Raw genomic sequence first — 12,621 nt, 5'->3', positions numbered from 1 at the left:
TTTACGACCCCTTGCTGCGGACATCCCATGATGCGGCTTTTGAAATGACACAAGAACGTTCCTTGACAATCATTTCGATAAGTGCTATGATAATAATGATATGCGAACGAATGATGAATGAGAATATAATTGTAACATAGCCCACAATCTTTTTCAACCCCGGCCCAAAAAACCTGAGGACACTCCTCAGGTTTTTCTTTGTTTTGGGAGGTTATCCATTAGACGCACTCTTGTACAAAAGAGTTGCGGTTTAATCCTTCCAAATTTTCAAATCCGTTTCAAGGAAATCCTCGACTTCCCGCTTCCAAAATTCCTCCACAAACTGCACATGGACGGGATGGCGGTCATACGCCTCATAATCCGCCTGCGTCAGGAATTCCATGGAGAAGGCGAAATCAAATTTGTTCTTGCTGCTGATCTGGCGCAGAACTTCAAAAAATTTCACCACAGGAATAGACGAAAGCGACTTCCTTCCCTCCTCCAGAAACGCCTCCGCCTCAGCCGAGTCCGGCTTGTGCTTCAACCGGAACTGCACCACATGACGAATCCCCTCTTGATCCATGATTCATTCCTCCTCATATCTCTATGCTCTTATCTTACCCGATTTTCCGGCTGTATTAACGCTAGGGTCTATCTTCAAACTCCCTTGAGGGCATCTTTTATCGCCTTTTCGTCCCTTGCTGCGTTACTTTCGCTTGACGTACCCCCGGTACGCCTTCACAAAAGTGCCTTGCCTGGAACAAAAATCCGCCAAAATCTGCTCCCCTCGGAGTTTGAAGACAGCCCCTGGCCAACGAAACATCTTCACAAAAAATTAAGAATTTCTTTACTTTTTCTTCATGAATATTTCAAACCCCCTTGTTACCATGGGGTAATAATCATATGTACGAGGAAGGAGCGAACCCTTTATGAACCGCCAAACTTTACCTCTTGGGAGGAAACGTCTGGCAAAGTCATTATTTATCGGAACCGCCCTTCTGCTTTCCTCTTGTCTTCTCAGCATCGGAGTCGAGTGGATCAGCAGAGGCTCTCTGTGGGAAACCCTGGCCTGGATTCGCCGGAACACCTCCATTTATGCCTTAAACGCCCTCATTAGCGGCAGCGCCCTGATTTTATTTTATAGCCTGATCGGATCGGTCTTTTTAGCTGTTGGCGCAGCGGCGGTGCTGCTGTCAGTGATGGCCTTCATCAATTATTACAAAAGCATGCTGGTGGGTGAACCCTTCTTCCCTTGGGATATTATCCTGAATAAAGAAGGAATGGACGTAGGCCCTCTGTTTACAGGTGCCCAGGATCTGCTCAAGCTGGCGGTAATCCTGGCCGCGTTAGGTGGTCTGATTTACCTCCACCGCAAGCTCAAAAGCCGGCTGATGGTTTCATGGATCAGCCGCGGAATTCTGGGAGCTGTTTCCCTGGCCGTACTGCTGTCCTTCGGCCTCCAGGTGTCCTGGGCCAAGGAAAGGGTGGCCAAGGCCGGAGTGGATGATACCATCTGGAGCCAGCAGGCTAATTATGACAGCAACGGTTTGCTCCTGGCCTTTACCCTGAATGTACAGAATGCCCAGGTTCCCGAGCCGGAGGACTACAGTGCGGACAAGATGGCGTCACTGGCCCAGGGCTTAACCGCCGACACTTTTGGTGAGGCCATACCCGCCTTCAATCAGACGGACGGCAAGGAACCCGCGGCTCCGCAGAAACGCCCCAACGTGGTGTTCATCATGAGCGAGGCCTTCTGGGACCCAACCCGACTTTCCAATGTGTCCTTTAGCGCTGACCCGGTGCCGACGCTTCATCAGCTGCAGCAAAGCTATCCCTCCGGCACCATGCTGTCTCCCCAATTCGGAGGTGGCACCAGCAACGTGGAATTTGAGGTACTGACCGGTCTTTCCATGTCCTTTATGCCCGCCGGGTCCGTACCGTATCTGCAATACGTCAACGGAAGTGTCCCCAGTCTGGCCAGTTATTTTGAAACAAAAGGGTACCGGAGTCTCGGCATCCATACCTACGACGGCTGGTTCTGGAACCGGGAGGGTGTGTACAAGGAGCTGGGTTTTGAAGGCTTTAAGAGCAAGGATGGCTTCATCAACCCTGAATACAACGGTCTTTATATTTCGGACAACGAAATCGCCGACAGCATCATTCATGAGATCGACCAAAGTGATGACCCGGTATTTATTTATGCGGTAACCATGCAGAATCATGCCCCTTATACAGATAAAAACCGGTATCCGTCCGGCAACACCTTCAAGGTGGAGGGTGACCTGACAGAGGAAGCCCGCGATATGCTGGAAACCTACGCCCAAGGCGCCCATTATGCCGACCAGGCCTTGAAGCGGCTGGTGGAGCATTTTGCCCAGTCCGACGAACCCACCTATATTGTCTTCTACGGCGACCATCTGCCCACCCTGGGGTTAGAGTATGACCTGTACCGCCAGGCGGGGTTTGTCCAATCTGGCAAGCCGGCAGACTGGAGCCTCACGGAGTACAAAAGCCTGCGCAGCATCCCCTTTGTCACCTGGTCCAATTTTGCCGCACCGGAGGAGCAGCAGGTCAACACCATTAGCGCTTCTTTTATGGGCTCGTATGTGCTGGATACACTGGGTATGAAGCCGGAGGGGCAATTCGCCCTAGGCTCCAAGCTGTACCGGTCTGTGCCCGGTCTGATCCGCAACCTGACGGTGGACCCGTCGGGAGCACTCTCCCACACAGTCCCTGCCGGTTCCGAGGAACTGGTGGAGCAATACCGGCTACTGCAGTATGACATCCTGTTCGGTGACAATTATCTGTCCCGTTTTGTGGATGCGCCGTTTTTGACCAAGGAGCCTATGGCCAATTACAATACCCTTGCCGCCGCCGTGAAGGAAGAGGAATAAAATTGCCGCATACCGCAATCATAGACCAAAGCTGTCCCTTCTAAAGGGGCGGCTTTTTCTTTTATGGATAACCGTAGCTTATTTTTTGTTGACAAAATGATGCTGTACGGATAATAATAGTATCAACTCGATATATCGACTTGATATGAAGGAGCCTAAACATGATCGATAATGTAATCCTCGGCATATTAATGGAAGGTCCCCAGACCGGTTACGGATTAAAAAGCACCATCGAACAATCCGTCGGCTTTTTTTATACAGCCAGCTATGGCAGCCTTTATCCTGCCTTGAAGCGTCTTGCGGAGCAGGGAGCCATTTCACTGGTGGAGACCGACGGAACGAAAAACAAGAAGCTGTACACTATGGAGACTGCAGGCCGCAAACAGTTCCTGGAATGGCTGGGAGAGCCGCTGACCCGCAACCGCAACGAGCATCTGCTAAAGTTTTTTTTCTACGATTATCTGGAGGAGTCCTTGCGGAAGGAACGGCTTGCTGCCTTTCACGGATCATTGCGGGAGGAGCTGGGACGGCTTGCCGTAGTCAAACAGATCGTGGATAAAGAAACCGAAGCTCTGGAGAATCCGGAGGATTACCGCTACAGGCTGTCGGTGCTGACCTACGGCTTCCGCTATCTGGAGATGGCCGAGCGGTGGCTGGGCGACTTGCGGGAGAAGGAACTAAAGAATGAATATAATGCGGACCAAGATGCCGCTGTGGAGGAGAACCATGATGAATAACGCCCAACCAACAAGCAAACACGGATTGTCCGGCTTTACCGGAAGACACCCGGTACTGGCTGTAGTGCTGATTGAGGTGATCCTGTTTTTGTCCTTGTTTGCCGCAGGAGCTTACCTCACCATTACGGAAAAAACCAGCCATTCCCCGGTTCCATATGCTTTTGTTCCCATCGCAATCCTGCTGCTCCTGTATCTGCTGACCGGCAAACGGTACACCCGTTACGGCTTCCGCAGCTTCGGCTCCATCCCGCGTAAGGAGCTGCTCTTTTATCTGCCGCTGGTAGCGGATGTGCTCCTGGTTATCACCAACGGATTGACCAACGGCTTCCGGGAGATATCGGCTCTGCATTGGATCGGACTGCTGGGTCTGGCCCTGCTGGTGGGTTTTGTGGAGGAGACCGTCTACCGCGGGCTGATCCTTAATTTGATGCTGCAAAAAGGCGTCCGCGTTGCCGTTCTCACCTCCAGCTTGCTCTTCTCCCTTACCCATCTGTTGAATCTGGTGGGCGGACAGGATTTGGCCGCCACCCTGCTGCAGCTGGCTTACGCCTTTCTGGTGGGTCTGTCCCTGGCGCTTTTGTATATCCGGCATAAAACCCTGCTTCCGCTTATCGCCTTTCATTTCCTGCACAACTTTACACAATTTTTGGTGAAGGAGCAGGCCTCCGTGCTATTTGACAGTCTGGTGGTAGCCGCTCTGCTGGTCTCCTGCATCTGGCTGCTCGTGCAGCCGCATAAGGAAATTACAACTACGGCCACGGCCGCATAAAACGATGTCTCGCAAAAAGCGCTGCTTCCCTCACCAAGGGAAACCAGCGCTTTTCTTATACGGTGAGCCGCTGCCTACAGCCGGATTTCCTTGCCTGCGGCGGCGGATTCGTAGATGGCGGACAATATCTTGATCATATCCACCCCCTGGGCCGGGGTGTTGATGGGAGTGGCCCTTCCCTGAATGCAGTCGACAAAATGATACAGGTGCTTCCCATGGTTGCCATGGCCTTGATTACCCTTGAATACGGGCACCAGATCTGTCAGCTGGCCCGCTGTTTCAGTAAATACGCCCAGCTCCCCTTTTTTGATGCTGGCTCCCGCCTTCGTACCGCGCAGCTCCACGAAGTTCATCTCCTCCCCCACATTGGAGGCCCAGCTGAATTCAAGCTGAAGCGTGGCACCGTTGTCGAAGCGGATGAAGCCGGTGGCCAGATCCTCCACGTCGAAGGTACCGTTTTCCTGTTTTTCCCCGAAACTGCTGTGAATGGAGTCGGTTAGCTCATTGTTGGCAAACTTAGTATACGTGGCGCCACTGACGGCTACGGGACGGGGATTGCCCATCAGCCAAATAGCCAGGTCAATAAAATGGACCCCCAGGTCAATCAGCGGCCCTCCGCCGGATAACTCCTTGGTTGTAAACCAGCCGCCCTTCCCCGGAATGCCTCTCCGGCGGAGCCAGCCGCAGCGTCCGGTATAAATCTCGCCTGCATGGCCTTCCTCAATATACCGCTTCAAAAACTGGGCTTGGGGTGAAAACCGGTTGTTTCGCATCACCATGAGATGTTTGCCCGCTTCCACGGCGGCATCCGCCATCCGCTGGGCCTCCTCCGGACTGACCGCATCCGGTTTTTCGCAGAACACATGCGCCCCTGCCTGCAGAGCTGCCACTGCCACCTCCGAATGGAGCAGGTTGGGCGTACAGATGTCTACGATATCCAGCTCCTGCTCCGCCAGCATCTCCCGGTAATCGGCATACACGAACGGGATGTGATGCTCTGCGGCGATCCGCTCCGCCTTCTCCTGCTTAATATCGCAAAGGGCCACCACCTCCAGCTCCGCATGCTGCAGCAACGGCTCCAGATGCGCCGACACAAAGATATTGCCTGTACCCACAACGCCAACCCTCAGCTTTTTGCCCATGATCGTTCTTCCCCCTTTATGGAATGCCTATCTTTAATGAAGCTCCCTGATTAGCCGGGACAGATTTCTCCAGCTGGTTTCCACACAATCCATAGCGGAGCGGCTGCAGTGGTCCTGCTCTACCACATACCATTCCACCCGGTTAGCCTCGCCCCACCCCAGGATCGGCTTAAAATCGATAGAGCCCTCCCCGATTTCGGCAAAGGTCTGCTCCTCGTCTTGGGTCATATCCTTCAGATGGATAATGGGCATCCGGTTTTGGTAGGGAGCCAAATAAGCCACGGGATCATACCCGCCCTTTTTCACCCAATATACATCCAGCTCCGCCAGCACCAGATTATCGGGGGACGGGTCCAGGAGATACTCCAGCGCCGTACGCCCCTCTACCATGGTCTCAAATTCGAAAGCATGGTTATGGTAGCTAAGCCGCATCCCCTCCCTCTTCAGCCGGGCGGCGGCTTCATTCAAGACCCTGCGGACCTCCATATATCCTTCAGGAGTACGCAAATCTGCCGGAATAGCGGGGCAAACCAGATCCTTGGTGCCCAGAATCCGCGCCTCGCGGGCCAGCGTGTCCAACTCCTCCACAAACCGCATATAACCCACATGCAGTCCCGCCGTTTGCAGGTTCAATTCCTTCAGAATAGCTGCCAGCTCCTCGGGCTCCCTGCCGTGATAGCCGGCAAACTGCACGCCGCTCCAGCCCATCCGCTTCAATTCCCGCAGGACATAAGGAAAATCCGCTTGGCATTCCTCCCGCAGTGTGTACAGCTGCACAGCCGTTTTGCTTTCCATTGTCTAGCCCCCCATGATTGCGACCGTTTTCATTTTCCTTTATCATTATAAAAAAGACCACGGTACGCTGAACAGAAACGATCTTCCGCCTAGTTGTCATATCTTCCGATTATTTATACAGGAAGGGGCCTTATCCATGCCAATGCCGCCTTGTACGGTTACAGCCTGCGGGTATTCCATTCACACCAAACCCTATTCCTCCCGGCGGCTTCTGCCCCACTATTTGCTCCGTTTCCAGGCGGAGGGTAAAAGCCGTATCCATCTGAATGGGGTTGCGCAGGAATATGCCCCCGGCGATTTGATGGTTGCCGCACCGGGGGACAGCTATATGCTGGAAACCGGGCTGCCTGATGGACAGAAGGCGGTGCGCTGCGCGGATTATTATATGTCCTGCACGGTGGACGAACCTCTCGACTGGCTGGAAGGTGACTTTAAGCGTAAGCTCCAATTGGGCCAGGATGAGCCGTTCCTGAACCTCTTCAAAAATCTGGTTTATGAGTTCCGCAGACTGCGGGACCAGGATGCGGAAACCCAGGATTATCTGGGCCGGCTTCTGCTGCTGTCTGTCCGCCGCAGTCTCTCCCCCTACTCCTCTCATCCCATCCCACGGGCGGCAGCCCGGATGAAAAGCTACATGGAGGCCCATTCGGCCCAGCCCATGACCCTGAAGCAGATTGCCTCTCACGGCGGCTTGGGCATTTCCCGGGCGTCGGAGCTGTTTAAGGAGGCTTACGGCTGCTCTGTTATGGATTATGCCATTCTGATGCGGCTGAATCATGCCCGGGAGCATATTCTCTACGATAACGTTACCCTGGAGGAAGCGGCCTTCGCCTGCGGGTTTACCAGCTATACCCACTTCAGCCGGATGTTCCGCAAGCGCTACGGCATTTCTCCCAGCGAATACCGGCAGCAGAACCGGCATCCGCTGTAGGTTTCAGAATGGATGGAAGCGGGTAATATTAATGATTCCCCCAAAACAATCCCCCAAAAGTGACGAGATGCTTCGAAGCGGATTTCGATTACTTTTGGGGGAGCCCCCGGTAAGAACAAAACCGAATGAAGATACGATTACCAATACCATGTTAAAATGATTGGAGGCGGATGATGATGCGGAAGCTCACAGCGGCTGGAACCGCTGCCCTCATGCTGCTCACGACAAGCTGTGCTGTCCGGGAGGAAGCCGGACCGGGAACCGGCAGTGTATCCTCCCCCGCTAGTTCCACGGCTCCGGCGAGAACTGGTGCACCCGAAGCCGATGATTTTCCTTACCGGGCCCAGGTGCTGGCGGAGGGCCTGCAGCTGCCATGGGAATTGGCTTTTGCGCCAGATGGGCGGATTTTCTTCACGGAACGGCCGGGTTTTCTCCGCGTCATTGAAGCCGGCAAGGTCCGGGAGGCCCCCCTGCTGGAGCTGCCTTCCCCCGGCTTGGGCGAAGGCGGATTGTTGGGGCTTGCGTTGGACCCCAACTTTGCCGCGAATGGCAACGCTTATGTATATCAGACCTACCGGAACGGCGATGCTGTTAAAAACCGTATACTCCGCCTCTCCATCGGGCAGGAAACGGCCAAAGTGGAAGCCACCCTTATGGACGACATTCCCGGAAGCAGCACCCATAACGGCGGACGGATGAAATTCGGGCCCGACGGGTTCTTGTATATAACCACAGGCGATGCCGCCAAACGGGAGCTGGCCCAGCAAAAGGACAGTCTGGCCGGCAAAATCCTCCGCCTTGCGCCGGATGGCTCCGTTCCCGGGGATAACCCGTTTCCCGGCTCCCCGGTTTACAGCTGGGGACACCGGAATCCCCAGGGTTTGGCCTGGCAGCCGGATACCGGCGCCCTGTTCAGCTCCGAGCATGGACAAAGCGCCCATGACGAATTAAACATCATCACCCCCGGCGCCAACTACGGATGGCCTTTGATCCAGGGGGACGAAACGGATACACGGGACGGCATTTCGCTTAAGGCCCCTCTTACTCATAGCGGCAGCGAAACCTGGGCTCCCTCGGGCATGGCGTTTATCACCCAAGGCCCCTGGAAGGGCCGCCTGCTGGTAGCAGCCTTGTCCGGGCAACAGCTCCTGCAGGTGATGCCAGAGGGCAGCGGCCAATCCGCCTCTGTCAGCTCCTTGTACCAGAAGGAGTGGGGCCGCCTGCGTAATGTAGCCGAGGCTCCGGACGGCACCCTCTACATTCTGGTGGGCAATCGTGACGGCCGGGGGTCCCCCAAGGAAAACGACGACAAGCTGATCGCCCTTTACCCCACCTGGAAATAACCAATAGGGCAAGGGCTTAGAACAGCCATAAATGATCTGTTGGGAGGATTTGTATGCACAAGATTATTCCCCATCTCTGGTTTGACACACAAGCCAAGGAGGCCGCGCAGCTGTACACCGGATTATTGCCCAACTCGGGCATTACATCCGCCACTACCCTGGCGGATACGCCTTCCGGCAATGCCGAATCGGTCAGCTTTGAATTGGCCGGCCAGCCCTTTCAGGCCATTAGCGCAGGCCCATATTTCCGCTTGAACCCCTCCATCTCCTTCATGGTGGCCTGCGCAACCGCAGAGGAGGTGGACGTGCTGTGGAACGTCCTGGCAGAAGGAGGCAGCGCCTTGATGCCCCTGGGGGAATATCCCTTCAGCCGCCGGTACGGCTGGATTCAGGACCGGTTCGGCCTGAGCTGGCAGCCCATGCTCGTTGACGGAGGACAGCTCCAACAGATCATTACCCCCAATCTGCTTTTTTCCGGGGATGTCTGCGGGCAGGCAGAGGAGGCCGTCCGCTTCTATGCGGAGATCTTCCCCGATTCCACCGTCGGCTTCATTAGCCGGTACGGAGAAGGTGAAGCCAGGATGGAGCGGGCCAAAATTAATTTCGCCTCCTTCACCCTGTGCGGCCAAAGCTTCACCGCCATGGACAATGGCTATGATGCCGACTTTGGCTTTAATGAAGCCCTCTCCTTTATGGTCCGGTGCAAGGACCAGACGGAACTCGATTATTACTGGGACAAGCTATCGGCTGTTCCGGAGGCGGAGCAGTGCGGATGGCTGAAGGACCGGTACGGCGTATCCTGGCAAATTGTGCCGGAGCAGCTGGACCGGATGATGGCGGAGGGTTCGCCCGAACAGGTAAAAAGGGTCACGAAGGCGTTCCTGGGCATGAAAAAATTCGATTTCGCGGCACTTGAAGCGGCCTGGTCGGGGGAATAATAGACAATAGCAACAAAAAAAGTCCGGCCCATCATCCTGTGGATGTGGCCGGACTTCTCTATTTGGTAAAAGAAATGAATTATTGTCTGTATTGGCCCAGCAGCCGCTTGGCCTCTCCGTTAGGTGTGGTGAACACTTCATAAATCAGGATCTTATGCCGGATATCCAGCATATCTGAAGCACCCTGCAGGGTAATGAGGTTCTCGCCGCTCACGAGACGTCCCTGCCCATAGAGAGTGGCGCTTCCGCTGCCAACAAGCCGGTCAAAAGAGTCGTACTGCTCTACCAGAATCCGCGGGAAGGTGTTGTCCAATTGGATATCCTCAGCGCGGTTGATAGACAAGTCAAGCTTTAATTTGTAGACATAGGCATACCCAGTTTCAGGTCCGTAATTCGAATTTAATGTCCAACGGTTGACCTTAACATTAAACGGATACAGGTTCCATTGATTGTCTTCCGCCTTCTGCAGCCCTGTCGACAGCGCCGCGATGGCGGTTTTGTAAGGAGCGGCCGTCACTCCGTCCTGCACCTTCAGGACAAGGTTCTCGCCTTTTTCCGAAGCGGGCACAGTGAAGGCGTAGCGTACGGTCACCGAGGAGCCGGGCAGCACGGTGGCCGTTTGGATAGCTTGGCGGCTGCCTGCATATTCATACCCTTCCTTGGTAACCAGATCTGCGGCAAAAGCAGGCACGGCCAAGGGTTTTTTGGAGGTATTGGTCAGCTTGAAGGTGGCGGTAACTCCCTTATTGCCTTCTTCCTTATTGGAGTGCATATAGAACTCCTCCACGGAAACCTTCATCTCCGGATTGACCAGCTGACTTTTGGCATCAAACACAATGGATGTACCCAGCGAATAGGCAGTGGCTGCGGTACCCTCTCCCTCACCGGGAAGCAGAATGTGAAGCCGGCCTACGGCATAGCTGGTTACATTCACTCCGACCGCTCCCGCATCAGCGAAGGTTTCCGGCGTAAGCAGGTTCAGGCTTTGCAGCACGGTATCCTGCTCCGTCGGGATGGCGTAATGGATGTACTTATCTGCGCCGGGTTCCAGGGTCAATGCCCCCTGCTCCACCCGGGAGCCGTTGAAGACCTTGCTGTCCGATTTCCCGTCCAGGGTGAAGGCGGGAATGGACTCGCGCCGTTCAGACGGATTGGACGCCAGGAGTTGAACCACATACACCGTTCCCGCGGCGGTGGATTCCTTGCTGATGGACACAGGCGTGTATTGAACAGGAGAGGTGAGGCCCGGAATCCGGAAGGAATCCGACCATTTCTTCAGCGCCTCCGGCTTGGCAATAACGCTGCTCTCCCCCTGCCATACCTCAGCCTGGACCGGAATGGAGGCCACTACCGTTTCCGTCTTGGGATAGACATAAACATCCACATCCGTCCAATTCACCTGCGTCACAGTGACCTCGTCCATCCGGTCCAGCTCGACCAGATAGCTGAGTTCCGTGCTGGACTTGGCCTGAAGAGACCGGGCATTGGCGGCGCTGGCCTTCAGGGTATATTGAATGCCGTCGGCAGTTTCGGCCCTAACCTCATAATCCGGCACACGGGTCACCGCGGCCCCTGTATTCTTCAACCGGACCACCACACCCAGGCGGGTGCCGGTTTCTGTTTTTTGGTTCAGGACACTCTTCAGCTCCACATCCAAAAGATCAGTCAGCTTCACGGACGGTCCGGCGGCTGCGGCAAGCACAGGGACTGCACTGCCGTCTGCTGCATACACGGCGATGCCGGGGCCCAAGAGCGAGACGGATAACGCCACAGATGCAAGGGATAATTTCCATTTATTATTCAAGTTGCTCTCCTCCTGTTTTGTCCTTTACTTGACGATCTGTACGGCTTCCTTGTCCTTCAGCTGGTTCTGTCCGGAGATGACCAGCTGGTCGCCCTCCTTAACGCCGGAGAGCACCTCCTGATACGTTTCATGCAGGCGTCCCAGCTCCACTTTCCGCTTTTCTGCCGCATTTCCATTGATAACGAACACATAGGTATCCCCGCCTTCGCGGACGACGCTTAATGTCGGTACCGTCACTACGACCTGATCCTGTTCTTCTGTCAGCAGAATCTGCGCCTTGCTGCCCGGCTTCAGCTTAAAATCCGGATTGGGCACAGTCAGCTCCAGGGAATAGGATTTGGTTTGGGCGCCGATAACATCGGCCAGGTAGCTGACCGTTGCTTTGGCCTTGTCAACGGTACCGGGGACATAAAAGCTAAGCTCCTGCTTGCCGCGCACCAGCGCCGCCGCTTCCTCGGTCAGCTCCGCCTGGATTTTCACCGGATCCAGCTGCTGCACAGTAGCCGCCGGAATGCCCGGGCTCAACGTCATCCCTATTTGTACAGGAAGATCTGTCAATACACCGCTGACAGTAGCCTTCACATCCGTATTGCTCAAGCCCCGGTCCAGCTCACGCAAGGAAACGTCGGCTGTTTTAAGCCCATATTCCAGTTGGGAAAGAGAGTTGGAGTTTTCCAGGTTTTGAAGCTTGCGGTTCATCCCTTCCAGATCCAACCGGAGGCCGTTTAATTGGGTTTCCGCCTGCTCCAGCTGGATTTTGGGCACCAGACCCAGATCATAATCATTGCGCAGCTTGTTGTAGCCCTTCTCCGCATCCTTCAAGGCAGACTCCATCTTGGTGATGCCGTCCTTCAGTTCCTGCTTGCCGTCCGCCAGATCCAGACGCGCCTTGGACATCTGCTCCTGGGTGCTGGCGATGGACAGCTGGGCCTTTTCCTTCTGAATCTCCAGGTCGGTGGGATCGATCCGGAACAGGACATCCCCCTTTTCCACCCGGTCTCCGCGTTTCTTCAAAATCTCCAGCACGTCGCCGTTTACCTTCGTCACAATATTCATCTGGACGGAGGCGGAGATATCCGCCACCTGCTCCAGGGGCTCACCGATGGATTTCTTCGCGACAGGGGCCACCTTCACGCTTTTCACTTGGGATTCGGCGGCAGCTGCAGGCTGCTGTGCCGGCTCCGCGGAGCATCCCGCCAGAAGAGCCGCGGCAAGCACCATGGCTCCGGCAACAGGATAGCCGGCTTTCAACTTCTTGGTTTTTGTCCGTTTCATGGTTTATTCTCCTT

Annotated in this window: 11 protein-coding genes; 6 read left to right on the top strand and 5 right to left on the bottom strand. The window is 55.0% G+C overall.

Features of this window, described 5'->3' with window-relative positions:
- Positions 1–250: 250 nt before the first annotated feature.
- Entirely contained in the window at positions 251–562 is a 312-nt protein-coding gene (locus tag ACI1P1_RS25330; protein ID WP_416219281.1) for a Dabb family protein, read from the bottom strand.
- 346 nt (positions 563–908) lie between these two features.
- On the opposite strand from ACI1P1_RS25330, the gene ACI1P1_RS25325 reads away from it, so the two are divergent.
- The 3 genes from ACI1P1_RS25325 (at position 909) to ACI1P1_RS25315 (ending at position 4,379) form a co-directional block, all read left to right on the top strand.
- The gene (locus ACI1P1_RS25325) at positions 909–2,873 is read left to right on the top strand and encodes an LTA synthase family protein (protein WP_416219280.1); all 1,965 of its coding nucleotides are present in this window, start codon (positions 909–911) and stop codon (positions 2,871–2,873) included.
- A gap of 161 nt (positions 2,874–3,034) precedes the next feature.
- Positions 3,035–3,610, top strand: coding sequence for a PadR family transcriptional regulator (locus ACI1P1_RS25320; RefSeq protein ID WP_416219279.1), 576 nt, complete (start codon positions 3,035–3,037; stop codon positions 3,608–3,610).
- Positions 3,558–4,379, top strand: coding sequence for a CPBP family intramembrane glutamic endopeptidase (locus tag ACI1P1_RS25315; RefSeq protein WP_416219278.1), 822 nt, complete (start codon positions 3,558–3,560; stop codon positions 4,377–4,379). Before ACI1P1_RS25320 ends, ACI1P1_RS25315 begins: the two co-directional genes overlap by 53 nt.
- Positions 4,380–4,453: 74 nt before the next feature.
- On the opposite strand, the gene ACI1P1_RS25310 is transcribed toward ACI1P1_RS25315, so the two are convergent.
- Positions 4,454–5,521, bottom strand: a complete 1,068-nt coding sequence (locus tag ACI1P1_RS25310) for a Gfo/Idh/MocA family protein (RefSeq protein ID WP_416219277.1) — start codon at positions 5,519–5,521, stop codon at positions 4,454–4,456.
- Between the two features lie 33 nt (positions 5,522–5,554).
- On the bottom strand, positions 5,555–6,316 hold the full coding sequence (locus ACI1P1_RS25305; protein ID WP_416219276.1) for a sugar phosphate isomerase/epimerase family protein: 762 nt from the start codon (positions 6,314–6,316) through the stop codon (positions 5,555–5,557).
- A 136-nt stretch (positions 6,317–6,452) separates the two neighbouring features.
- Between ACI1P1_RS25305 and ACI1P1_RS25300 the strand changes: the two genes are divergently transcribed.
- From ACI1P1_RS25300 to ACI1P1_RS25290, 3 genes are all read left to right on the top strand, one after another.
- The gene (locus tag ACI1P1_RS25300) at positions 6,453–7,247 is read left to right on the top strand and encodes a helix-turn-helix domain-containing protein (protein ID WP_416219275.1); all 795 of its coding nucleotides are present in this window, start codon (positions 6,453–6,455) and stop codon (positions 7,245–7,247) included.
- Between the two features lie 170 nt (positions 7,248–7,417).
- A complete protein-coding gene (locus tag ACI1P1_RS25295) occupies positions 7,418–8,590 on the top strand; it encodes a PQQ-dependent sugar dehydrogenase (protein WP_416219274.1) in 1,173 nt (390 codons plus the stop codon).
- 53 nt (positions 8,591–8,643) lie between these two features.
- Positions 8,644–9,528: a VOC family protein gene (locus ACI1P1_RS25290; RefSeq protein ID WP_416219273.1), complete on the top strand. Its 885-nt coding sequence runs from the start codon at positions 8,644–8,646 to the stop codon at positions 9,526–9,528.
- Between the two features lie 79 nt (positions 9,529–9,607).
- Here ACI1P1_RS25290 and ACI1P1_RS25285 read toward each other — a convergent pair whose 3' ends face one another.
- Both ACI1P1_RS25285 and ACI1P1_RS25280 read right to left on the bottom strand, forming a co-directional pair.
- Positions 9,608–11,332, bottom strand: coding sequence for a hypothetical protein (locus tag ACI1P1_RS25285; RefSeq protein WP_416219272.1), 1,725 nt, complete (start codon positions 11,330–11,332; stop codon positions 9,608–9,610).
- Between the two features lie 24 nt (positions 11,333–11,356).
- The gene (locus ACI1P1_RS25280) at positions 11,357–12,607 is read right to left on the bottom strand and encodes an efflux RND transporter periplasmic adaptor subunit (RefSeq protein WP_416219270.1); all 1,251 of its coding nucleotides are present in this window, start codon (positions 12,605–12,607) and stop codon (positions 11,357–11,359) included.
- Between the last annotated feature and the right edge of the window lie 14 nt (positions 12,608–12,621).

The sequence above is a fragment of the Paenibacillus mesotrionivorans genome (genome assembly GCF_046098205.1).
GTDB lineage: Bacteria > Bacillota > Bacilli > Paenibacillales > NBRC-103111 > Paenibacillus_AR > Paenibacillus_AR mesotrionivorans.
This window is presented reverse-complemented; position numbering and strand designations above follow the sequence as displayed.